General features: G+C 39.9%; 25 protein-coding genes. 9 read left to right on the top strand and 16 right to left on the bottom strand.

The features are described from left to right. Window positions 1-14 precede the first annotated feature (14 nt). Together NST24_RS07265 and typA are read right to left on the bottom strand one after the other, a co-directional pair. Complete coding sequence (locus NST24_RS07265; RefSeq protein WP_007499841.1) at window positions 15-338, bottom strand: YlaH-like family protein; 324 nt, start codon at window positions 336-338, stop codon at window positions 15-17. 54 nt (window positions 339-392) lie between these two features. Continuing rightward, window positions 393-2,231: a translational GTPase TypA gene (gene typA / locus NST24_RS07260; protein ID WP_012009833.1), complete on the bottom strand. Its 1,839-nt coding sequence runs from the start codon at window positions 2,229-2,231 to the stop codon at window positions 393-395. Between the two features lie 113 nt (window positions 2,232-2,344). On the opposite strand from typA, the gene NST24_RS07255 reads away from it, so the two are divergent. Further along, window positions 2,345-2,524 carry a DUF5325 family protein gene (locus NST24_RS07255; RefSeq protein WP_003211596.1) on the top strand — a complete coding sequence of 60 codons (180 nt, stop codon included), beginning with the start codon at window positions 2,345-2,347 and terminating at the stop codon, window positions 2,522-2,524. Between the two features lie 273 nt (window positions 2,525-2,797). Next, complete coding sequence (locus NST24_RS07250) at window positions 2,798-3,433, top strand: hypothetical protein (RefSeq protein ID WP_047946848.1); 636 nt, start codon at window positions 2,798-2,800, stop codon at window positions 3,431-3,433. A gap of 44 nt (window positions 3,434-3,477) precedes the next feature. On the opposite strand, the gene NST24_RS07245 is transcribed toward NST24_RS07250, so the two are convergent. The 6 genes from NST24_RS07245 to NST24_RS07220 all read right to left on the bottom strand — a co-directional run bounded on the left by NST24_RS07245 (window position 3,478) and on the right by NST24_RS07220 (window position 7,701). Continuing rightward, a complete protein-coding gene (locus tag NST24_RS07245; protein ID WP_274660253.1) occupies window positions 3,478-3,771 on the bottom strand; it encodes a zf-HC2 domain-containing protein in 294 nt (97 codons plus the stop codon). Continuing rightward, window positions 3,768-4,286 carry a sigma-70 family RNA polymerase sigma factor gene (locus NST24_RS07240; RefSeq protein WP_025207276.1) on the bottom strand — a complete coding sequence of 173 codons (519 nt, stop codon included), beginning with the start codon at window positions 4,284-4,286 and terminating at the stop codon, window positions 3,768-3,770. The genes NST24_RS07245 and NST24_RS07240 overlap by 4 nt, the downstream gene beginning before the upstream one ends. Further along, window positions 4,286-4,549: a hypothetical protein gene (locus NST24_RS07235; protein WP_058337388.1), complete on the bottom strand. Its 264-nt coding sequence runs from the start codon at window positions 4,547-4,549 to the stop codon at window positions 4,286-4,288. The genes NST24_RS07240 and NST24_RS07235 overlap by 1 nt, the downstream gene beginning before the upstream one ends. Beyond that, window positions 4,539-6,389 carry a hypothetical protein gene (locus NST24_RS07230; RefSeq protein WP_342462490.1) on the bottom strand — a complete coding sequence of 617 codons (1,851 nt, stop codon included), beginning with the start codon at window positions 6,387-6,389 and terminating at the stop codon, window positions 4,539-4,541. Before NST24_RS07230 ends, NST24_RS07235 begins: the two co-directional genes overlap by 11 nt. A 183-nt stretch (window positions 6,390-6,572) precedes the next feature. Beyond that, window positions 6,573-7,379, bottom strand: coding sequence for an inositol monophosphatase family protein (locus NST24_RS07225; protein WP_342462489.1), 807 nt, complete (start codon window positions 7,377-7,379; stop codon window positions 6,573-6,575). 133 nt (window positions 7,380-7,512) lie between these two features. Then, entirely contained in the window at window positions 7,513-7,701 is a 189-nt protein-coding gene (locus NST24_RS07220) for a hypothetical protein (RefSeq protein WP_008345085.1), read from the bottom strand. A 287-nt stretch (window positions 7,702-7,988) separates the two neighbouring features. Here NST24_RS07220 and NST24_RS07215 point away from each other — a divergent pair, with 287 nt between their 5' ends. Beyond that, a complete protein-coding gene (locus NST24_RS07215) occupies window positions 7,989-8,624 on the top strand; it encodes a DUF1054 domain-containing protein (RefSeq protein ID WP_342462488.1) in 636 nt (211 codons plus the stop codon). A gap of 225 nt (window positions 8,625-8,849) precedes the next feature. On the opposite strand, the gene NST24_RS07210 is transcribed toward NST24_RS07215, so the two are convergent. After that, entirely contained in the window at window positions 8,850-9,119 is a 270-nt protein-coding gene (locus tag NST24_RS07210; RefSeq protein WP_008345089.1) for a UPF0223 family protein, read from the bottom strand. Window positions 9,120-9,308: 189 nt separating this feature from the next. Between NST24_RS07210 and NST24_RS07205 the strand changes: the two genes are divergently transcribed. Continuing rightward, window positions 9,309-10,781 carry an aminotransferase class I/II-fold pyridoxal phosphate-dependent enzyme gene (locus NST24_RS07205; RefSeq protein WP_017359394.1) on the top strand — a complete coding sequence of 491 codons (1,473 nt, stop codon included), beginning with the start codon at window positions 9,309-9,311 and terminating at the stop codon, window positions 10,779-10,781. Window positions 10,782-10,824: 43 nt separating this feature from the next. On the opposite strand, the gene NST24_RS07200 is transcribed toward NST24_RS07205, so the two are convergent. Next, on the bottom strand, window positions 10,825-10,944 hold the full coding sequence (locus NST24_RS07200) for a GapA-binding peptide SR1P (RefSeq protein ID WP_003212464.1): 120 nt from the start codon (window positions 10,942-10,944) through the stop codon (window positions 10,825-10,827). 316 nt (window positions 10,945-11,260) lie between these two features. On the opposite strand from NST24_RS07200, the gene NST24_RS07195 reads away from it, so the two are divergent. Then, on the top strand, window positions 11,261-11,641 hold the full coding sequence (locus NST24_RS07195; RefSeq protein ID WP_223255627.1) for a hypothetical protein: 381 nt from the start codon (window positions 11,261-11,263) through the stop codon (window positions 11,639-11,641). Window positions 11,642-11,967: 326 nt separating this feature from the next. Here NST24_RS07195 and lpdA read toward each other — a convergent pair whose 3' ends face one another. The 5 genes from lpdA to NST24_RS07170 all read right to left on the bottom strand — a co-directional run bounded on the left by lpdA (window position 11,968) and on the right by NST24_RS07170 (window position 18,168). Continuing rightward, the gene (gene lpdA, locus NST24_RS07190; RefSeq protein WP_003211097.1) at window positions 11,968-13,380 is read right to left on the bottom strand and encodes a dihydrolipoyl dehydrogenase; all 1,413 of its coding nucleotides are present in this window, start codon (window positions 13,378-13,380) and stop codon (window positions 11,968-11,970) included. Between the two features lie 4 nt (window positions 13,381-13,384). Further along, entirely contained in the window at window positions 13,385-14,728 is a 1,344-nt protein-coding gene (locus tag NST24_RS07185; protein WP_327878361.1) for a dihydrolipoamide acetyltransferase family protein, read from the bottom strand. A gap of 108 nt (window positions 14,729-14,836) precedes the next feature. After that, entirely contained in the window at window positions 14,837-15,814 is a 978-nt protein-coding gene (pdhB, locus tag NST24_RS07180; protein ID WP_007498597.1) for a pyruvate dehydrogenase complex E1 component subunit beta, read from the bottom strand. Window positions 15,815-15,817: 3 nt separating this feature from the next. After that, window positions 15,818-16,933, bottom strand: a complete 1,116-nt coding sequence (gene pdhA / locus NST24_RS07175) for a pyruvate dehydrogenase (acetyl-transferring) E1 component subunit alpha (RefSeq protein WP_007498599.1) — start codon at window positions 16,931-16,933, stop codon at window positions 15,818-15,820. 566 nt (window positions 16,934-17,499) lie between these two features. Next, window positions 17,500-18,168, bottom strand: coding sequence for a YkyA family protein (locus NST24_RS07170; protein ID WP_338704979.1), 669 nt, complete (start codon window positions 18,166-18,168; stop codon window positions 17,500-17,502). Window positions 18,169-18,403: 235 nt separating this feature from the next. On the opposite strand from NST24_RS07170, the gene NST24_RS07165 reads away from it, so the two are divergent. Both NST24_RS07165 and def read left to right on the top strand, forming a co-directional pair. Further along, window positions 18,404-18,583 (top strand): YjcZ family sporulation protein, encoded by a 180-nt coding sequence (locus tag NST24_RS07165; protein ID WP_026050085.1) that lies wholly within the window; start codon window positions 18,404-18,406, stop codon window positions 18,581-18,583. A gap of 112 nt (window positions 18,584-18,695) precedes the next feature. After that, the gene (gene def, locus NST24_RS07160; protein WP_342462487.1) at window positions 18,696-19,253 is read left to right on the top strand and encodes a peptide deformylase; all 558 of its coding nucleotides are present in this window, start codon (window positions 18,696-18,698) and stop codon (window positions 19,251-19,253) included. A 38-nt stretch (window positions 19,254-19,291) separates the two neighbouring features. Here the strand turns inward: def and NST24_RS07155 are convergent, their stop codons facing one another. Further along, window positions 19,292-20,071 (bottom strand): Cof-type HAD-IIB family hydrolase, encoded by a 780-nt coding sequence (locus NST24_RS07155; protein ID WP_047946859.1) that lies wholly within the window; start codon window positions 20,069-20,071, stop codon window positions 19,292-19,294. 394 nt (window positions 20,072-20,465) lie between these two features. Between NST24_RS07155 and NST24_RS07150 the strand changes: the two genes are divergently transcribed. Beyond that, window positions 20,466-20,675 carry a DNA-directed RNA polymerase subunit epsilon gene (locus tag NST24_RS07150; protein WP_008345114.1) on the top strand — a complete coding sequence of 70 codons (210 nt, stop codon included), beginning with the start codon at window positions 20,466-20,468 and terminating at the stop codon, window positions 20,673-20,675. 5 nt (window positions 20,676-20,680) lie between these two features. Further along, window positions 20,681-22,348, top strand: coding sequence for a ribonuclease J1 (gene rnjA / locus NST24_RS07145; RefSeq protein WP_008345116.1), 1,668 nt, complete (start codon window positions 20,681-20,683; stop codon window positions 22,346-22,348). The last annotated feature ends 71 nt before the right edge of the window (window positions 22,349-22,419 follow it).

Raw genomic sequence — 22,419 nt, 5'->3', positions numbered from 1 at the left:
AGTTCAGGTCTTTTTTACGTACTTACTGTTCCTTCTTTTTTCGCACGATGCAGCCGTATTTTATAAATAATCAAAATGACAGCTGCCACAACCAGGCCTTCTGCGACTGGCAAGAAGATACCTAGAAATGTGAGAAACGTGCAACCAAAAATCAAAAACAAATAAATGACAAGTGCTTTTAAAATCGGTAAACGTCTAGCAAAGCCGAGTTTAAAAACAATAATCGCTAAAACAAGGATGGTGCCATATAGGAGCCACATCCCTGTTTGCGGATTTTCATCGACACGAAACAGCATCGCGAAAAAGGATAGATTCTCACTTACTTCCTGATCATTCAAAAAGATTCCCTCCCCTTATCTTTCAGGGTTCTATCTTTTTAATTCTTCATGGAATTAAGATAATCCTGCTAGCTTTTTCTTCTTCGCTGCTTTCTCACGTTCGTTTTTATCTAAAATTTTCTTTCTTAAACGGATAGATTCCGGTGTAACCTCACAGTATTCGTCTTCATTCAAGTACTCAAGAGATTCCTCAAGTGACATAATACGTGGTTTTTTCATACTAACCGTTTGATCTTTTGTCGCTGAACGTACGTTTGTTTGTTGTTTCATACGGCTCACGTTGACAACAAGATCGTTTTCACGGTTATGCTCACCAACAATCATTCCTTGGTATACTTCAACACCCGGCTCAACGAAAATCACACCGCGCTCTTCAACGCCTTGGATTCCGTAAGCAGTTGCTTTACCTGTTTCCATTGAAACAAGTACACCTTGACGGCGTCCGCCAACTTGACCAGACTGCATCGGCTGGTAGCTGTCAAACGTATGGTTCAAAATACCAAAACCACGAGTTAATGAAAGAAATTCAGTTGTATATCCGATTAAACCACGTGATGGCACTGTAAAGATCAGGCGAACTTGACCATTACCATTATTGATCATGTCAATCATTTCACCTTTTCTTGCGCCCATTGATTCCATGATAGAGCCAGTGTGCTCTTCTGGTACATCAATTTGAACGCGCTCAACAGGCTCACATCGAACACCGTCAACTTCTTTTACAATAACTTCTGGCTTCGATACTTGCAGTTCAAATCCTTCACGTCTCATATTCTCAATCAGAATGGATAAGTGAAGCTCACCGCGTCCTGATACGACCCAAGCATCAGGTGAATCCGTTGGATCTACACGAAGACTTACGTCTGTTTGAAGCTGCTGTTCTAAACGCTCTTCAATTTTACGTGATGTCACGTACTTTCCTTCACGGCCTGCAAATGGGCTGTTATTCACAACAAATGTCATTTGAAGTGTCGGCTCATCAATACGAAGGATCGGCAATGCCTCTTGGTGTTCTACCGGGCAGACTGTTTCTCCTACGTTGATGTCTTCCATACCAGATACTGCGACAAGATCTCCAGCTTTCGCTTCATTGATTTCCACTCGTTTTAACCCTTGGAAACCAAAAATCTTCGTCACGCGGAATTGTTTTACACTGCCATCCACTTTCATTAGAGCAACTTGCTGTCCTACTTGCATCGTTCCTCTAAATACACGGCCAATTCCAATTCTTCCAACATAATCATTGTAATCAAGTAGCGCCACTTGGAATTGAAGCGGCTCTTCATGGTTGTCGACTGGGCATGGGATATGGTTGACAATCGCTTCAAACAACGATTCCATGTTTTCATCTTGCTTACTAGCATCGTTACTTGCTGTACCATTGATTGCTGATGCATATACAACTGGGAATTCAAGTTGTTCTTCTGTTGCATCCAATTCAATGAACAAGTCAATGACTTCATCGACTACTTCAGCTGGACGAGCAAAGTCACGGTCAATTTTATTGACAACAACAATTGGTGTTAAGTTTTGCTCAAGTGCTTTTTTTAGCACGAATCGTGTTTGAGGCATACAACCTTCATATGCATCCACAACGAGAAGTACACCATCTACCATTTTCATGATACGCTCAACTTCACCACCGAAATCGGCGTGTCCTGGTGTATCTAAAATATTAATGCGTGTATCTTTATAATGGATCGCAGTATTTTTAGCTAAGATCGTAATACCGCGCTCTCGCTCTAAATCATTTGAATCCATGGCTCTCTCAGCGATATTTTCATTCGCACGGAAAGTACCAGCTTGATGGAGCAATTGGTCAACAAGCGTCGTTTTACCATGGTCAACGTGGGCAATAATTGCGATGTTGCGAAGGTCTTTTCGAAGTTTCACATTTTCATCTCCTAAAATAATTAGATAACTTTCATATTATATCACAATCCCCTTTAAATGCCGATCGTTTTTCTGTAAACTTATATTAACTCTAAAAAAAGGGATGGAGACAAATGAAACAAATCAAATGGCTTCTATTATTATGTGCATTACTTGCGGTTGTCAGTATGGCGTTTATTGGGGTAACTCTTGCAGAAAAAAACGTGCTGGGTATTTGTCTAAGTATTGTGTTCGCCATGATTTTCATGGGTACAGGATTTACATTAAAACGAAAATTAAACGTACAATCATAAAATTTATGAAAAGCCTTTTACATTTTACATGTAGAAGGCTTTTATTTTGGGTAAAAACAAGACCAACCACCTATGTAACACTAATGATTCAACTAAAAATTTCATATAGTGTTGGCAAATCTAAGCAATCTGAACTCCTCCATTTTTCGACAAGAACTTTTATAGTTCTCCAAAATCAAACACAAAGTTACATTTTTCCTATTCTTCCACAAAGTTTCTCATGGTATGCTGTTCTTGCAACAAAATTTAACAGAAAAGGGAGAGAAAAGAAGCATGAAGAAGTTTTTGAGCAAATCGCTCAGCTCTGTTGTATTTTTCGCTTTAGCTATCATTTTTACTTTCACAACAGTAGCTCCTGGGCAAGCAAGCGCTGCAACTTTCAAAGGGATTCCTTTTGAGCAGCAACAAATTATTAAAGATTTATTGGAGAAAAACGAGCGTGTTATCAGCATTCTCATCAATTCATTTGTTGAGGAAGACAACAGCTACACATTTGATGTGAAAAAAGCTGTTGAGCTCGGTTTGACTGAAGAAGAAGCGGCGACTGCTGAGAAATTCTTAGATCGCGCAGCTGTTCTTACAATCGTTTTCAGTGAAAGCATCACTAAAAACGAAAAAGGAAAATTAGTTTTTGATGCAGAAAAAGCTGTTGAACTTGGTCTTACTAAAGAAGAAGCAACTAAATTCGAAAAGCTTTTCAAATCAGTGATCAAAATTGCTGATCTTGCTGGTGATGCACTTGTTCTAGACAAAAAAGGAAACGTTGTAATTGATTCTAAAATCGCTAAAGGTCTTGGATTCAGCTCTACTGAATTACTTGTTGTCAACCAATTGCTTAAGAAAATTCCTCAAGAGCAATTAAAAACATTCTATGATGCAGTTCAAATTGCAAAAGAAAAATTGAACTAAGCTCAAAAAACCCCCATCCGGTTCATCCAGATGGGGGTTCTTTCTTATATCCAATAAATCAAGAGCATGATGAAATAGACGATACTAAATACGATACTTGCCCGTAATAACAGTTTTCCATAGTAGCGCTTTTCAAACTTTCTTTTTTCTTCTTTTTCATCTATGAACGGTATGAAATCTGTTGACTTTGCAATAGAGACTGGTTCTTTCATTTCTTCATATAGATGAAGGCATTTTTTGCATGAACTTAAGTGCTCATTCACTAATTGATTTGTTTCTTCACTCGTGTCCCCTTCTATATAAAGTGGTAATAGTTCTTCAATCAAATAACAGTTCATTTGTTGAACTCCTCACAATGTAGCTTTCGTTTCAGCTCTAATCTTGCTCGATGAAGGGTTGTCTTTACTTTAGATAAAGTCCAATTCAAAATTTCCGCTACTTCTTCATACGATAATTCCTGAATATCTCTTAAAATGAGGACTTCTCGGTAAGAATCCTTCAATTGATTGATATGGCTCCACAGCCTTTGAATATCAGCTTGAGTTTCTAAATGCTCTTCAGGTGTCATGAATATCTGCTGCTCTAAAAAGTCAGCTTTTTCTACATCCGTAAAAGTTCGTTTTACTTTTCGGCGATAGTCGTTGACAAATGTATGATAAGCAATGGTGTAAAGCCATGTTTTAATGCTTGAATGTCCTTTAAAAGAGGATAATCCATGCAGTGCCTTAATAAATACATCCTGCGCAAGATCCTTGGCTGTTTCGACATTTCCCGTTCTGCGATATAAATATTTGGTGATTTCCTGAAAATATTCTTCATATATTTTTTCAATTTGATTGGTCGGTCTAGACATCAAAAATAAAACCACACAGTCATCCAAATTGATAAAACGATAAAAAAGAAGTATAACGAAGAAATAAACCACTTCATGCGTTTTAATTCGTGATAATCGCTCTGATCCTCAGTGTGGACAGGAGCAAACTCGTTTCCCTTAACAGAATGCTGAAACTGCTTTTCATGCGTCTTCATCCAGTTAGAAGCCTCTTCTCCAAGCTCCCCTTCCTGATACAATTCATATAAGTCTTGAAAGATGGCTTGTTTTTCTTTATCTGTCAAAACGTTGCACCTCTTTTGTTCGTCCATTTACTTCATATATTTTCCGCTCATTCGATCCGAAGGTTTGAATGATCACAAACCACGAAATGCTCATTTTCCCCTCTTTGTCGATCATTCTCACCGGCTTGATTTGTTTTTTATAGATGGCATAAGGTTCATACTTTTTGAGAACTTGCTGATAGACTTCATCACGTTCTTGATTCGATACCGTATGTAAAGAAGAGTCTGATTGCCAATTCAACTCAATTCCATCGGCATCTCTCGTCACATGAAGTAAATTTGATGACCCGTGAAAAGTATATTGTTTGTGTTCACGAGTTCCTGTTTCTGTCTTCACGTCTTTTGACTGTTCCCCTATCATTTCAAACAAATCTTCGTCACTGATATTTCCTTTTTTCTGTTGAAGAATCGCTTTTGATAGCTGTATTTTCAGCAATTCTTTCGTTGAACCATTAAACAGAAATTCAGATTGATCGGCTGTCTTTACCGCCACTTCATGCTGCCATTCAAAATAAAAAGCATCAACGTCTGTGATCTGGTAAGCTGGTGGCTGTAAATTTAACTTTTTATAAATACGATTAATTTTCGTTTTCATTTCTTTGTTTGTTAAATTGATCCCGTCTACATCCTTCAATTGAAAGATGGCGTTCCCATATTGCGCTTGTCGAAGCGTCTCTTTTTTCCAGGTGGCAAACGCTAAGCTCTCATCTTTATTCTGAGACATTTTTGGCAAAAGAAGAACGCTTGTCTCCCCGTCTTCTTTTTCAACCACTACATGAATGCGGTCTAGATCAACGGATCGGCCGCTCCTTTCAAAAAATTCAATGGTTTTTTCCCTATATTCTTTATCGGTCAAATGCTGACCCTTTGCGCGACCATGATAAAAATAGCTGTTTAATTCACCTGTAAACGCAGAAACATTCACTTCATACTGATCGGCTGCAAACACGTAGTTATCAGAGATCGGCTGTTTAATAGTCGTTGAATATAATGTAGTGTCCGCTGGTACAAACTTTGAAGCGAATGCTTTTGCACTTGCTTCAGATAAAGGGCGATATTCTTCTGAGAAAGTATCTGTCAGTTCCGTTTTAGTAAATTGAAACATGATATGTGGAAGATTTAAGATCGGGTTCAGCATCAGCATAAAAAAGACGACAATTCCCCAAGCACCCCACTGTCTCAACTTCACCTTGTTTTGTAGTAACGCACATAACGAATGTAATGTCATAAAGCTTCCTGCGGCCGCTACTAAAATCACAATGGATTTAAACGAAGATTGCAGCTCATGCTTCGAGATAGAAGGATAAAAAATATACAGCAGCGCAGCGAAAATCAGGCCATAGAAAAACAGCAATTCTTTCCACTTCTGATGCCAAAACAAACGAAAGAATAGGTAAAGTACCAAAGCGGCAAAGCCAATCATAAGCACAATGGTCATCAAATTTCTCCATACCAGCTCCGTATCACCGCTGAGAAAGAACTTTTTGCTTTCAACTAACACAATAAATACCGTTTGACATAAAGGCAGAAGTAACACAGATAAATCAAACGCAAAAAACATGCCCCTATTTTTTAAATAAGGAAGAGAAATCACATAAAAAAGTGATGCAAGCAAGACATAACCATAGATGAGAAATTGCATGAAATCTGTCAGCACTTCAAATGTTTCGATCGTATACTGTCTAGCTAGCACTTGGTGGATCATCTCAAGTGTCATACTCCCTAGCAGAACTACTCTTAATATGATTCCAGCATAAAATACATAACTACTCTTCTTTTCTTTCCATATGGGAAGTGTAATAAAAAGGACAAATAGTCCAAGCACACACCATTGAATCATGTGGATACTGTACTCATTTAAAATAAAAAACCTTTCAAAATGGAGGGATAAATCACTAAACAAATCAAACATCGCTACACAATCCTTTACTTCAAATTAAGGCCTCGCTCGTATAGACATTTGACTTGTCAAAAAGTTTCATCAAATACAAAAAATCACTTCATTCTCATGAAGTGATGTTGTTTATTTTTTATTTCCGCTTCCTTTTATGTAATCATGCAAGATTTTTTCACAGACGGATCGATTTCCAGCAACAATGCTATTTTTCTCTAGAAACGTCAAACGTTCTCCGTGAATATTCGAGTAAACAGCGCCTACTTCATCAAGTAACACACATCCAGCCGCATAATCCCAAGGCGCTAACCTTAACGTGACATATGCATCGCTTCTTCCGCTTGCAATATAAGCTAGTTCAAGTGCAGCTGACCCAATCGTTCGTGTTCCTCTCACATCGCGTACGAGACGTGCAAACGGTTTAGCGTCAAAATGGGGGCTTTCAATCGCCCATGTTGGGTTAATGCCGACAATGGCTTTTTCAATGGCGACATCTTTTAAAGGCGGGAGTAAGGTATCGTTCATATACGCCCCTTCTCCTTTGACTGCATGATAGAGCTCGTCATGGATGACGTCATAAATAAGACCGATTTTCCCTACACCATGTTCAAATATCCCAATTGAAATGGCAAAATTTCGTTTTTGATGGATAAAGTTCATGGTGCCATCAATTGGATCAATGATCCATACTATCCCGTCTAGAGAGGTCACTTCTTCCCCTTGGCCCTCTTCTCCTAAAATATGATGATCTGAAAATGTCGACTGTATCTTTTCAATGAAGAAACGTTCTGTTTCTTTATCGATGTTTGTGACAAGATCATTTGGATTTGATTTTGTTTCAATTGATAGACCTTCCTGCATGGATGCTTTAATGCAGCTACCCGCTTCTTTTACCCAAAGCTTTGCAAGTCGGTCAATTTCCACCCAGTTTGTCATCGGACTGTAAACCTCTTTTCTATGTAGTACCTATTTGTATTAGCATACTGATATTATGTACGTAAAAGCAAGAAAAAAGCAGCTTCATACAAAAACGAACCGATGAATTGGTTCGTTTTTACCTCACCTTGTTTTACCCTTGAAGCTGCTCCCATTCTTTTCTTAGGCGCTCAAGCTTTCGTTTGCTGCGTTCTACCTGGATATCATCTTTTTGCTCGATGGCTTCATGAAGCGTAGAAAGCTCATAATCAACCTCTAATCTCCACACAGCGATGCGATTCTTCTTCTCTTGTCTATACCCATGCTTCACGATTTGCTTCACTGGTCAACGCCCCTTCCAGAGAATGATTCATTCCTTGTCAGTTTTCATTGATAAAAAATACAATCGATAAGAGAAATGGTTCTTGCTTATATCGTATGAAGCGATCGCATAACCGCAACGACATTCTGAAAATTGTGTTTTTACCTATTTGTTATGTACCACAAAATCGATGTTTTTAAACGCCGAACCAAGATCCCTGCTATCTTTCTCTTTAAAGTGCATCTTTTTTTGAGCTTGACCCAAGCTATGATAAAATATGATCAGCGAAAAGATACAGGAGGCATAACATGAGTGAAATGCGTTTTAGAGATGAAGATTTTGAAACATTCACAGTAGACGGTTTAGATGAACGTATGACCGTATTAAAAGAGAGAGTCCGTCCAAAGCTTGAAGCACTTGGTGAACATTTTGCACCGCTTCTTTCTTCTATTACAGGTGACGAAATGTTTGTCCACGTGGCAAAACATGCAAGAAGATCAGTCAACCCGCCAAATGATACGTGGGTGGCTTTCGCTAACAGTAAGCGTGGGTATAAAAAGCTCCCTCATTTTCAAATTGGGCTTTGGAAAACTCATGTATTTGTATGGTTTGCGCTCATTTATGAATCTCCAGTGAAAGGTGAATATGGGCAACTATTCGAAAAAGAGCTGAGCACGATCCAAAAGAAAATACCGCAAAACTTTGTTTGGTCTAAGGATCATATGAAACCGGACGTCCTCCGCCACAGCGAACTTGATGCTGAACAGCTGAAAACACTATTTGAACGTGTTCAAACAGTCAAAAAGGCCGAACTCCTTTGCGGCATCCAGCTTCCTAGAGAAGAAGTTGTTCAAATGAATAATGAAGAATTCTTATCAAAAATTGAAGATGCCTTCCGCACAGTAACTTATCTATACCGCTTTACACAAAAAGAATCTGTATAAAAAAACGAGCCTTATTGGCTCGTTTCAGATTGTTGACAAAGGGCTAAAATGAACTTTATTTTAGCCCTTTGTCTTCTTTTCAGCGTGATAGAAAACCTTTGCAGTCTAGGAAGGATGAGCACTGGAGCGGAGCGAATTTGTCATTCGTGAGCACCAGCGCGCAGGACTGACAACGAATGCGAGGGTTTGTCTACACGCTGAAACGAGCCTATATTGGCTCGTTTTTCACATCCGTATCATAGCTGTTTCTTCAGCCTCTCTTGCACTTTTTACTGTGCGATAAGGGGAATACCCACTTCCCTTTTCAAACGCCGCACAATGCGTCTTTTCTTCTGCTTTTGATGGTACAACTTCTTTAAATCGTTTATAAGCCTCTAGTAACGCTTGTTTCGCAATTCCTGTTTCATAGGCTTTTTCAACGGCTTGAAAAAATGAAATGACCGCCATCTTTTCTTCAGTTGTCCAGTCGACGTCCATTGGATATTGATATTCCATTACTTGTCCCTCACTTTAATCCACATTTCTTATTTGAACTTTTATTATAGCATCTGTTTGATCAGAATCCGATTGATTTTATGCTTTACATTCCGATCAGTTCATAATATAATTCTTTTGTTTTATGCAATGAAATCTGCTGTTATTGGGATAATAATAGCAGGTATTTCGATGAAGGTGGGAAAGCAATTGTCACAACATGATACACCCTTATACACTGGACTAAAAAAACACGCTTCAACCAATCCAGTCCAATTTCACATTCCAGGCCATAAAAAAGGAGCCGGAATGGATCCTGAATTTAGAGCATTCATTGGAGACAATGCATTAAGCATTGACCTTATTAATATAGAACCTCTTGATGATTTACATTCGCCTCGAGGAATGATCAAAGAAGCACAGGAGCTTGCAGCAGAAGCATTTGGTGCCGACCATACGTTTTTCTCTATACAAGGAACAAGCGGCGCGATCATGACAATGGTGATGACCGTCTGTGGCCCTGGAGACAAAATTATTGTTCCACGTAATGTCCATAAGTCGATTATGTCTGCTATTGTATTTTCTGGTGCAGTACCTGTTTTTATTCACCCGGAAATTGACAAAGAACTTGGCATCTCTCATGGCATCACGCCAGAGTCAGCTAAAAGAGCGCTGACTAAACATCCAGATGCGAAAGGGCTGCTTGTGATTAACCCAACGTATTTTGGTATTTCAGCTGATTTAAAAACCATTGTAGAGATTGCTCATTCATATGACGTACCTGTTCTTGTAGATGAGGCACATGGTGTGCATATTCATTTTCACGATGAGCTTCCATTGTCTGCGATGCAGGCGGGAGCTGATATGGCAGCAACAAGTGTGCATAAACTTGGCGGCTCTCTCACCCAAAGCTCGATTTTAAATATAAAAGAAGGGCTTGTTTCAAAGGATCGAGTACAATCTATTTTAAGCATGCTGACAACTACGTCTACTTCTTATTTGCTTTTAGCCTCCCTGGATGTCGCTAGAAAGCGATTAGCGACTGAAGGAAAGGCACTTGCAGATGAAGCCATTCGATTAGCTGAATCAGCAAGAACTCGTTTAAACGAAATTGAAGGCATTACTTGTATTGGTCAAGAAATTCTCGGTTCACCTTCTACTTACGATTATGACCCAACAAAATTAATCATCTCCATTAAAGACCTTGGACTCAATGGCCATGATGTGGAGAAATGGCTAAGAGAAAGCTACCGAATTGAAGTAGAGCTCTCTGACCTATACAACATTTTATGTATCGTAACGCCTGGCGATTGTGATGAGACGATTGATACGCTTGTAACGGCTATGAAGGAAATTGCGGCCACCTCTGCACGTCAAGGCGGCAAACAAGCCGTGACAGAAGTGTTACTGCCTGAGATCCCTTCGCTTGCGATGACGCCGCGTGACGCTTTTTACGCAACAACGGAAGTCATTCCATTTAAAGAAGCGGCTGGCCGGATCATTGCAGAATTTGTCATGGTTTATCCACCTGGTATTCCTATTTTTATACCAGGAGAAATCATCACAGAAGAAAATATCTCCTATATCTTTAAAAATATCGAAATCGGTCTTCCTGTTCAAGGACCAGAAGATTCCACACTAGATATGATTCGGGTCATTAAAGAACAAAAAGCCATTTTATAAAAAAGAAACATGCAGCCCCAATTGGAGCTGCATGCTTTTTTATTTATTCAGAGGCTTCATCACAGCAATGACAGTGACCACATGTTCCATAAAGTGTTGTCACTTTTTCATTTTCAAATTGATCAATGGTTTCATTGCAATCTTGACAAATAATTGTACCCACGTACATTCCCCTTTTCTTTACTCAAAGTTTGAAAGCGTTTAATCTATTTCATACCTCTATAATATGATGTCACATTTAAGTTGTCAACGGTTAATTGTATGACACATTTAATCATTTTTTATAAAAATATGCTTTTTTCTCATCATATTGAGGAAACGTTTCAAATGTATTTTGCTTCATATCAATTCTGTAACAATTGAGTAACAATCGAAAATTGTCAAAAAGGACGTGATACACTAGAGTGACTAACAGGGAACTGGCTCCTAAAAATGTTGGTACAACCCCAAAGGATTTTGAGGTGAATAGATTGAATTTTATGAGGACCCTTCTCATTATATTCCCTATGCTCTTTGTACTTAGTTCATGCTCATTTGCGTATATCATACCGAATCAGACAGACCAGGTCAGTCATATTCAAAAGCCGAGAATTCTCTTTTTTACTGATGCAGAAAATCTTGATAAAGAAAGTCCTTATTATGACGCAGTGCTCGATTTAAAAAATGAATATCCGAAGGAAATGTCCAAGATGATTGTCAAAGAAGATCGTAAAGGCTGGAAAAATGAAGTAGACGAACTGCCGGCTATTTTACTTGTCAATAATGAAAAGGTCATTGTGAAGGTGGAAGGTAATGTCCGAAGTAAAGAGGATATCTTATCACCTATATGCCAAGCATTAGATCGAGTGAATACAAATTAACGATTCGACTTTGCACTTATATATCCATATGAAAAAAACCCTCAGCTCATGAGGGTTTTTCTTTTTCAGCGAGGTTTCACATACATAAAAAAACCCTCTCCATGTGGAGAGGGCTTCAGCGTGTAGACAAACCCTCGCATTCTTTGTCAGTCCTGCGTGCTGGTGCTCACGAATGTCAAATTCGCTCCGCGCCAGTACTCGTCCTTCCTAGACTTCAAAGGTTTTCTATCACGCTGAAAAGAAGACAAAGGGCTAAAATCAAGTTCATTTTAGCCCTTTGTCAACAATCTGAAACCCTCTCCGTGTGGAGAGGGTTTCAACGTTCATTATTTTACGATATGGATTGGGCTTCCGATTGCTACTTCAGCCGTTTCCATTGTGATTTCACCTAAAGTTGGGTGAGCGTGAATTGTCATTGCGATATCTTCAGCTGTCACACCAGCTTCAATTGCAAGGCTAAGCTCTGAAATCATATCAGAAGCACCAACACCTGCGATTTGTGCACCGATAACTAGACCATCCTCTTTACGAGTGATCATTTTCATGAAGCCATCAGTTGCATCAAGAGAAAGTGCACGTCCGTTCGCTGCGAATGGGAATTTCGCTGCAACGATGTCGATTCCTTCTTCTTTTGCTTCTGCTTCAGTATATCCAACAGTTGCAAGTTCTGGCTCAGAGAATACAACAGCAGGAATACCAAGGTAATCAATTTCAGCTGGCTCTCCAGCGATTGCTTCAGCAGCAATTTTACCTTCGTAAGAAGCTTTGTGTGCAAGTGGTGGTCCATCAACGATGTCACCAATTGCATAGATGTTTGAAACGCTTGTACGGCATTGTTTGTCAGTTTTGACAACTCCGCGGTCTGTCAATTCAACACCAACTTGCTCAAGACCAAGCTCATCTGTGTTTGGACGACGACCAACAGTCACAAGTACGTAGTCAGCATCGACAGTTTTTTCTTCACCTTTTACTTCGAAAGTAACAGTGACACCGTCAGATTTTTCTTCAACGCCTTTTGCAAGAGCGTTTGTGTGAATTTCAACGTTTCCTTTTTTCTTCAGGTTACGTTTCACTAATGAGCTCATTTGCTTTTCAAAACCTGGAAGGATTTCGTCTCCACCTTCAAGGATGACAACTTCTGTTCCAAAGTTCGCATAAGCAGTACCAAGCTCAGTACCGATGTATCCACCACCGATGACAACTAACTTTTTAGGTACTTCTTTAAGCGCTAAAGCACCAGTTGAGTTAATCACGCGGTCTGTGTATTTAAATGTAGGCAATTCGATTGGACGAGATCCAGTTGCAAGAATTGCATTTTTAAATGTATAAGTCTGCGCTGAATTTTCATCCATGACACGTACAGAGTTGCTATCTACGAAATAAGCTTCACCTTTGACGATGTCTACTTTATTTCCTTTTAGAAGACCTTGAACTCCACCTGTTAATTTGTTTACAACAGAAGCTTTCCACTCTTGAACTTTTGTGAAATCAACTGTTACGTTTTCAGCTTTGATACCCATGTCTTCAGAATGCTTTGCATTCTCGAAACGATGTCCAGCATTGATCAATGCTTTTGAAGGGATACAGCCGACGTTTAGACATACGCCGCCAAGTGTTCCTTTTTCAACGATTGTTACTTTTTGTCCTAGCTGTGCAGCACGAATAGCAGCTACATATCCACCAGGACCTGCACCGATGACAAGAGTATCTGTTTCGATTGGGAAATCTCCTACTACCATGAATTTACGCCTCCATTAAAATTAATTGTGGATCATTCAATAAACGCTTGATGTGGTTAAGGGCATTTTGCGCAGTAGCTCCATCAATCATACGGTGGTCAAAGCTTAGGGAAAGAGCTAAGACTGGAGCTGCAACGATTTCGCCATCACGAACAACCGCTTTTTCAGCGATACGGCCAATACCAAGGATCGCTACTTCTGGGTGGTTGATGACTGGAGTAAACCATTGTCCACCAGCAGAACCGATGTTTGTGATTGTGCAAGATGCACCCTTCATTTCAGCTGGAGCCAATTTACCATCACGTGCTTTTGTTGCAAGCTCGTTGATTTCGTTAGATACTTCGAAAATCGCTTTGCGATCTGCATTTTTCACAACTGGAACAAGCAAGCCTTTTTCAGTATCAGCTGCAATTCCGATGTTGTAGTAATGCTTTTGAACAACTTCATCTGTTTTATCATCGATAGAAGTGTTAAGTACTGGGTACTTTTTCAAAGCAGAAGTTAGAGCTTTTACAACGTAAGGCAAGTAAGTTAACTTGATTCCTTGATCAGCTGCAACTTGTTTGAATTGTTTACGATGTGCAACAAGGTTTGTTACATCAACTTCATCCATTAATGTTACGTGAGGAGCTGTGTGCTTAGAGTTCACCATTGCTTTCGCGATCGCTTTGCGGATTCCGCTCATTTTCTCGCGAGTTTCTGGGAATTCTCCTTCTAAAACTGGAGCTGCTGCCGCTTTTGGAGCCGCTTCTTCTTTCGCACTTTCAGCTGCTTGAGGTGCTGCTGCTTGAGTTGCTGCAGAACCGCCATTAAGGAAGCTGTCGATATCTTCTTTTAGCACGCGGCCATTTTTACCAGTACCTGCAACTTTGTAAATTTCAACGCCTTTTTCACGCGCATATTTACGTACAGATGGCATAGCAATAACGCGTTTGTTAGGATCAGCATCTACTTGCTCTTGTGCACCAGCACCAGTTGCTGCTGCCGCTTCTTCTTGAGCAACTTCTTTCTTTTCAGGCTCGTTACCAGCTTCAGCAGTACCTTGTACTTGAGCTTCAGTTTTCGCTTCGCCTTCTTCTTCGCTGCCTTTAAATTGAAGATTTTCGTAACCAGGTGCATCAAACGTAATGATTGTTTGTCCTACAGTTGCAACTGTTCCCTCTTCAACTTTTAATTCTAATACTTTTCCTTTAACAGGTGAAGGAATTTCTACAACTGCTTTATCATTTTGTACCTCTGCTAAAACGTCATCTTCATTGATTTCGTCGTTTGGTTTTACAAACCACTTAACGATCTCACCTTCGTGGATACCTTCTCCGATGTCCGGAAGTTTAAATTCAAATGCCACTGTTTTTCGCCTCCTAGATTATGTTAAACCCTTGTTCTGTCAACATTACACGGTCATGTAATTGATAAAGGGGAAGAGAAATAAATTCTTTTCCCCTCTGTCATTTAATTAAAATTCAAGAACTTTCTTAGCTGTTTCAAGCACGTCTTTATGGTTTGGAAGCCATACGCTCTCAGCTTGAGAGAAAGCAAATACAGTATCAGGTGCAGCTACACGAAGTACTGGTGCTTCTAGGCTAAGAATTGCTCTATCATTGATTTCAGCTACTACGTTTGCTGCAATACCAGCTTGTTTTTGTGCTTCTTGAACAACGATCGCACGGCCTGTTTTTTCAACAGAAGCGATGATTGTTTCAATATCAAGCGGGCTCACTGTACGAAGGTCAACGACCTCAGCAGAAACGCCTTCTTTTTCAAGTTCTTCAGCAGCTTTAAGTGATTCGTGAACCATTGCACCGTAAGTGATGATTGAAAGGTCAGAACCTTCACGTTTCACGTCAGCTTTACCGATTTCAATTGTGTACTCTTCTTCAGGAACTTCCTGACGGAAAGAACGATAAAGTTTCATATGCTCAAGGAATACAACCGGATCGTTGTCACGGATTGCAGAAATTAAAAGTCCTTTTGCATCGTAAGGTGTTGAAGGAATAACAACCTTGATACCAGGCTGTTGTGCAATAAGACCTTCTAAGCTGTCAGCGTGAAGCTCAGGTGTGTGAACTCCTCCGCCAAATGGAGAACGGATTGTCACTGGAGAATGCCAGCGTCCACCAGAACGGTAACGCATACGAGCCATTTGTCCAGAAACAGAATCTAATACTTCGTAAACGAATCCGAAGAATTGAATTTCCATTACTGGGCGGAATTCTTGTAGTCCAAGGCCAATTGCAAGACCGCCAATACCAGATTCAGCAAGTGGAGTATCGAATACACGATCCTCACCAAACTCTTTTTGCAATCCTTCAGTCGCACGGAATACGCCGCCGTTTTTACCAACGTCTTCTCCGAAAACAAGAACGTTTTCGTCATTTTTCAGTTCTGTGCGTAACGCATCAGTGATCGCTTGAATCAATGTCATTTGCGCCATGGCTTACTTCGACTCCTTCTGTTTGTAGATTTCAAGCTGTTCAACCAAGTTAAATGGTTTCACATCGTACATGTTTTCAATCAAATCAGTGACTTTCTGCTTAGGCTGTTCGTCAGCTTCTTTGATTGCTTGTTTGATTTGTTCTTTTGCATCTTCGATGACTTTATTCTCTTCTTCTTCAGACCAAAGGCCTTTGTTTTCCAAGAATTTGCGGTAGCGTACCAATGGATCTTTTTGCTCCCACTCATTTTCATCTTCTTTTGTACGATATCTTGTTGGATCGTCACCAGCCATTGTATGTGGGCCGTAACGGAATGTAAGAGTTTCAATTAATGTTGGACCTTCACCATTTACAGCACGCTCACGAGCTTCAGCAGTCGCTGCATATACAGCTAATGCATCCATACCGTCAACTTGTACGCCTACGATACCAGCTGCAGCTGCTTTTTGTGCAATCGTTTGTGCAGCAGATTGCTTTTCAACAGGTGTAGAGATCGCATATCTGTTGTTTTGGACAACAAAAATCGCTGGCGCTTTGTAAGCCCCTGCAAAGTTAATACCTTCGTAGAAATCACCTTGTGAAGCTCCACCATCACCAGTGTAAGTGATTGCAACAGCATTTTTACCGCGCTTTTTCAAACCAAGAGCTACACCAGCAGCTTGAATGATTTGTGCACCGATAATGATTTGCGGAGAAAGTGCATTCACATCTTCAGGCATTTGGTTTCCAACAAAGTGTCCACGAGAGAACAAGAATGCTTTTGTTAGTGGAAGACCATGCCAGATTAATTGTGGTACATCACGATATCCTGGAAGAATGAAATCTTCTTTCTCAAGTGCAAAGTGAGTTGCAAGCTGAGAAGCTTCTTGTCCAGCTGTTGGCGCATAGAAGCCAAGACGTCCTTGACGGTTCAATGAAATTGAACGTTGATCTAATACACGTGTAAACACCATACGGCGCATTAATTCTTTTAATTGGTCATCTGAAAGATCTGGCATTGCCGCTTCGTTTACGACTTCGCCTTTTTCGTTTAAAATTTGGAACGTTTCAAACTGCTTTTTGATGGCATCGAATTGCTTTTTGCTATCAACAATTGCTTTTTTTGTTTTTGCAGCCATTCTAAAGTCACCTCTTCCTTTCTTTTAACAGTCAATTTGTCGTGAATCCATTTATACATACAGATATAGGATAACCCAAAATGCTCATATGACTCCTGTATATAATAGCCACAAAGATCATTGTCGAAACATTGGATGATCGCTTGCTTTTGAGTTTTTCTAACTGTATTAACGATAGTTCACAAAAAACTAATACAACTTCTGTTAACAAGGAATAGTTTACAACAAGAAAAATAGTCCGTCAATTGATTTAACGGCTTTATTTAAATAAATGTATTCGCTTTACTTTTTATGGTGACCTGTATCAATCTGTTTAATCAACAGCACAAACTGTACTAGTATAGAGTGGATCACTGTACTACAATAGCACATGTTTGTTTTTGTCGAAAAATAAAAAAAGAGCTATTTTCGCTCTTTTGATCGTGATGGACAAAGGGCTAAAATGAACTTCATTTTAACCCTTTCTCTTCTTTTCAGTTTGACATCTTGGAAAAACGAGTAACGACACGCAGGCACTTAGTGAGTAGCAGCGATAAACAGAGCTAGCAAATATGCAAGTACTGTTTTTAACTGTTTTGTGATTCTTTCTGAGCTGTTTTGTATAAAGCTTGTTTATATTCGTTCAATTGATCTGTATATTGATTGAACTTCTTGCTTTCTTTTCTCACTTTACTATAGGAACGATTGACTGTTTTCAGTTTGGATTTCAGTTCGGCGTATCCTAAGTCTTTTCTTTTTAAGGATTCATACAAGTGCTTGTCTTGTTTCAGCGCCTTTTGATACTCACGGTAAAGCTGATCATACGATGCATATCTTTTTTCAATTGATTTGACTGTTTGTTCTGCTTTGTCTTTTACTTCCGCATCTTTTATCTGTCCAGCGAATTCCTTTACAGTTTGAAATTCTTTTTTCGATTGATCCATGCTGTCTTTTTCTGTTTTTAAATGTTCTTCACGCTTTTCTGCCGATGCTAATGCTTGATCAGACAAGTTTGAGACTGTTTTTGTGTGGTCTTTTGTTGTTTGAATCATTTTTTTATACAACTGCTGCTCTTTTTTTTCATAGCTTTGCAGTGCGCCTTGTTCTTTTTCAAAGGATGCTTCTTTTTCGCTCATTTTTGTCATGGCATCTTGCATCTCATAAAGCGGATTTTGACCTCCGCAGCCCGCAAGCAAGAGGGTACATATCCCCGCTAAAGTTGCACCTGCTTTTATTCTTCTTTTCATCTGTTTCAATTACAAGGTCCCCCTTTACATCTCCACATACCACTATAATTTTTCAGAGCGGTTGTGACAAGGAAAGAGGATGGTTTTTTGAGGGGAAAGAAGATTTTTTTCATGCTCTAGGCTCATGACTATACAAATAGTGCATTCATACATAGTTTATATTACACGCTTCGCCTTCACTTATGAGAGGCCGAGTGTATTTCCAAAGGAGGTCAAAAGTATGTCTAATTATAGTCATGGAAGTATGTATGGTGGATACGGCGGTTACGGTTATGGATACGGCGGCGGTTGTTGCTATCCAAGTTATGGTGGTGGATACGGTTGCGGTTACGGTGGTGGACGTACATTCGCTTTAATCGTCGTCCTATTCATTCTATTGATCATTGTTGGCGCAGCATTCTTAGGCGGCGGTGGCTGCTGCTAATGGCTGAATAAGCCTCTGACCGGTCTCATACGACCGGTCTTCTTTATTTCATTGCATATGTTGTGTATCATTTTATATACTTTACATACAAAGGAAATAGGAGTGAAGTTTTGTGATTACCATGGATGATATCGTACGAGACGGGCATCCCGTCTTAAGACAAACAGCTGAAGCGGTCGAACTCCCGCCAACAGAAGAAGAAAAACAGCAATTAGCTGACATGATTGAATTTGTCAAAAACAGTCAGGATGCAGACATTGCTGAAAAATATGAACTTAGACCCGGTGTTGGCCTAGCAGCTCCGCAAATCAATACCAGTAAACGAATGATCGCTGTTCACTGTGAAGACGAGGGCGGAGAACTTTACAGCTATGCATTATTCAATCCTCGCATTGTTAGCCATTCAGTCAAAAGAGCTTATTTAGCTACTGGAGAAGGCTGTTTATCTGTTGATGAAGCCATCCCTGGATTCGTCCCGCGCTATGAAAAAATCAGGGTGAAAGGTACAACGCTTGAAGGTGAAGACATTGATATTCGCCTAAAAGGGTTTCCGGCCATCGTTTTTCAGCATGAAATTGACCACTTAAATGGCATTATGTTTTATGATCATATTCAAAAAGATCATCCATTCGCCGAGCCAGAAAACGCGGTTGCGATCGGCAGATCATAATATAAAAACAAGACCCGTCCATCAGCGGGTCTTGTTTTTTATTCATCAATAAGGCCTAATTCAGTCACAGCGTGGAATATGCCATCCTCATCTACAGGTTTGGTGACAAAGTCAGCTAATGTTTTTAATTCATTGACTGCATTCCCCATCGCAACGCCTGTTCCAACAAAAGAAATCATTTCTCGATCGTTCAGCCCGTCACCGAAGGCAATTGTGTCCTTTTGATCGTAAGGAAGTCTTTCAATGACTCGTTTAATTCCTTCAGCCTTCGATCCACCTTTTGGCAGGACATCAGTAGACAGCTCATGCCACCTGACGAGATCAATTTCTTCACGGAACGCTTCATATAGATGTTCCTCTTCTGCTTTACAAAATAGCAGCATTTGATAAATGACGTTTTCTTTAAAGAATGACAAATCGTGCTCGGGATGCTCTGTTTTTAAAGTGCCAATCCCTTCATGGATAAATGGATGGTTCGGCACAGATGCCTTCATCGTCTTCTCTCCCATGAAAACAAGCGGATGATCATGTTGATCCGCTGTTTCATAAATTTTATCCATCAGCTCTTGCTTAAGCGGATTGTCGTAAATGACTTCTCCTTCGTACATGACATACTGACCGTTATAAGCAATAAATGAGTCAAGCCCTATTTCTTCTAAAATAGGCTGGATGAGAAAAGGCGAACGGCCAGATGCAATGAAGAGATGATGCCCTTTTTCTTTTAATAAACGAACAGCTCGCTTCGTTGATTCAGGTATTTTTTTATCATGGTCATATAAAGTACCGTCGATATCAAAGAAGATGACTTTTTTATTCATATCTCGTCTCCTGTCTCTTGTTATGTATACCCTCTCCCCTTCATCATACAGAAAGATCTTCACTGACGAAACCACTTCCTCTTAAAACGCCCATTTCCCACATATAACCATGTAACATTAAGTGGAAACATCATATAATACAAGTATATAGAGAGAACGGAACAAATGGCTGAATGAGACTCATACCGAAAGGAGGCGATCCGCGATGCTTCGTCGTCTGCGCAAGAAAATTCGAAGACAATGGAAGGACATGCTTCGTAAAAAATCGATTGCTTAAAAGGATCTTCCGCACATTTGCTGAAGGTCCTTTTTTCTCTGAGACTTTTCTTATGCGCGTTTTTTTAATATAATAGAATAAGCGAGTGTAACATACGGTATTTAAGGAGAGATTTGGATGATATATAAGGTATTTTTTCAGGCAAGTACGACTGAGGTACCTGTGAGAGAACACACAGATTCACTATACGTTGAAGCGGTTTCTGAAAGAGACGTACGCGATAAGTTGAAAAAACATAACTACAATATTGAATTCATTCAGCCTGTAGACGGTGCTTTTTTAGACTATGAACGAGAAAGTGAAAATTTTAAAGTATTGGAGCTATGAGAGGAATGAAATTTGTAAAAAACGATCAGGCGGCAGTTTTTGCGCTCGGCGGATTAGGCGAGATCGGTAAAAACACGTATGGCGTTCAATTTCAAGATGAAATCATTTTGATTGATGCTGGTATTAAGTTCCCTGAAGATGAACTTCTTGGAATTGATTACGTCATCCCTGACTATACGTATTTAGTTAAAAACGAAGATAAAATCAAAGGTCTTTTTATTACTCACGGACATGAAGACCACATCGGCGGTATCCCTTACCTTCTCAAGCAAGTGAATATTCCAGTTTACGGAGGCAAACTCGCAATCGGCCTACTTCGTAACAAATTGGAAGAGCATGGTCTATTAAGACAGACCAAACTTCACATCTTTGAAGAAGAAGATACGATCAAATTTAGAAAAACAGCTGTGTCTTTCTTTAGAACGACACACAGTATCCCAGATTCTTATGGAATTGTCGTGAAGACACCTCCTGGTAACATCGTACATACAGGCGATTTCAAGTTTGACTTTACTCCTGTTGGCGAGCCTGCCAATTTAACGAAAATGGCTGAGATCGGGAAAGAAGGCGTTCTTTGTCTTCTATCTGACAGTACAAATAGTGAAATTCCAGAATTTACGATGTCCGAAAGACGTGTAGGTGAAAGCATTGATGACATCTTCAGAAAAGTCGACGGCCGTATCATCTTTGCTACGTTTGCTTCAAACATTCACAGACTTCAGCAAGTGATCGAGTCCGCTGTTGCCAACGGCCGAAAAGTTGCGGTGTTTGGGCGTAGCATGGAGTCTGCCATTGATATTGGACAAGAGCTCGGATATATCAAATGTCCAAAAAACACGTTCATTGAACACAATGAAATCAACCGCCTTCCAGCAAACAAAGTAACCATTCTTTGTACTGGTAGTCAGGGCGAACCGATGGCCGCTCTTTCTCGTATTGCCAACGGTACGCACCGCCAGATTTCAATTAACCCTGGAGACACTGTTGTCTTCTCGTCTTCACCGATCCCAGGTAACAATATTAGCGTAAGCCGTACCATTAACCAGCTTTATCGTGCTGGTGCTGAAGTCATTCATGGCTCACTCAATAATATTCATACCTCTGGACACGGCGGGCAGGAAGAACAAAAGCTGATGCTCCGTTTAATTAAACCTAAATTCTTCATGCCGATTCACGGTGAGTACCGCATGCAAAAAACGCATATTAAACTTGCGAATGATTGCGGAATCCCTGAGGAAAACTGCTTTATCATGGATAACGGTGAAGTTCTTGCACTGAAAGGTGACGAAGCAAGTGTCGCTGGCAAAATTCCATCAGGCAACGTGTATATCGACGGTAGCGGTATTGGTGATATCGGCAACATCGTGTTAAGAGACCGCCGCATTCTTTCAGAAGAAGGTCTTGTCATTGTTGTTGTCAGCATGGATATGAAAGAATTCAAAATTTCTGCAGGTCCTGATTTAATCTCAAGAGGTTTTGTCTACATGAGAGAATCTGGAGACCTCATTAATGACGCGCAAGATCTCATTTCAAAGCATCTTGAAAAAGTAATGGAACGTAAGACGACTCAATGGTCAGAAATTAAGAACGAGATTACTGACACTCTTGCTCCTTTCCTTTATGAAAAAACAAGACGCCGCCCAATGATCTTACCGATTATTATGGAAGTGTAATGACGTACAAGGAGACACAGCCAATTGGCTGTGTCTCTTTTTTATGCGCAATAAAAAAACCCGCATATCTT

This window comes from Bacillus sp. FSL R5-0286 (genome assembly GCF_038593245.1).
Lineage (GTDB): Bacteria > Bacillota > Bacilli > Bacillales > Bacillaceae > Bacillus > Bacillus altitudinis.
Note: the sequence above shows the minus strand (reverse complement) of the source record. Positions and strands in the feature narration are given on the sequence as shown.

Excerpts from the sequence above, each read along its gene's own strand:
- NST24_RS07210 (WP_008345089.1), bottom strand. The coding sequence starts at position 9,119 with ATGGAATATCAATATCCAATGGACGTCGACTGGACAACTGAAGAAAAG.
- rnjA (WP_008345116.1), top strand. The coding sequence starts at position 20,681 with ATGAAATTTGTAAAAAACGATCAGGCGGCAGTTTTTGCGCTCGGCGGA.
- NST24_RS07165 (WP_026050085.1), top strand. The coding sequence starts at position 18,404 with ATGTATGGTGGATACGGCGGTTACGGTTATGGATACGGCGGCGGTTGT.
- pdhB (WP_007498597.1), bottom strand. The coding sequence starts at position 15,814 with ATGGCGCAAATGACATTGATTCAAGCGATCACTGATGCGTTACGCACA.
- NST24_RS07195 (WP_223255627.1), top strand. The coding sequence starts at position 11,261 with ATGAGGACCCTTCTCATTATATTCCCTATGCTCTTTGTACTTAGTTCA.
- NST24_RS07245 (WP_274660253.1), bottom strand. The coding sequence starts at position 3,771 with ATGAACTGTTATTTGATTGAAGAACTATTACCACTTTATATAGAAGGG.
- pdhA (WP_007498599.1), bottom strand. The coding sequence starts at position 16,933 with ATGGCTGCAAAAACAAAAAAAGCAATTGTTGATAGCAAAAAGCAATTC.
- NST24_RS07155 (WP_047946859.1), bottom strand. The coding sequence starts at position 20,071 with ATGAATAAAAAAGTCATCTTCTTTGATATCGACGGTACTTTATATGAC.
- NST24_RS07150 (WP_008345114.1), top strand. The coding sequence starts at position 20,466 with ATGATATATAAGGTATTTTTTCAGGCAAGTACGACTGAGGTACCTGTG.
- NST24_RS07230 (WP_342462490.1), bottom strand. The coding sequence starts at position 6,389 with ATGATTCAATGGTGTGTGCTTGGACTATTTGTCCTTTTTATTACACTT.
- NST24_RS07225 (WP_342462489.1), bottom strand. The coding sequence starts at position 7,379 with ATGACAAACTGGGTGGAAATTGACCGACTTGCAAAGCTTTGGGTAAAA.
- NST24_RS07250 (WP_047946848.1), top strand. The coding sequence starts at position 2,798 with ATGAAGAAGTTTTTGAGCAAATCGCTCAGCTCTGTTGTATTTTTCGCT.
- lpdA (WP_003211097.1), bottom strand. The coding sequence starts at position 13,380 with ATGGTAGTAGGAGATTTCCCAATCGAAACAGATACTCTTGTCATCGGT.
- NST24_RS07215 (WP_342462488.1), top strand. The coding sequence starts at position 7,989 with ATGAGTGAAATGCGTTTTAGAGATGAAGATTTTGAAACATTCACAGTA.
- NST24_RS07240 (WP_025207276.1), bottom strand. The coding sequence starts at position 4,286 with ATGTCTAGACCGACCAATCAAATTGAAAAAATATATGAAGAATATTTT.
- NST24_RS07255 (WP_003211596.1), top strand. The coding sequence starts at position 2,345 with ATGAAACAAATCAAATGGCTTCTATTATTATGTGCATTACTTGCGGTT.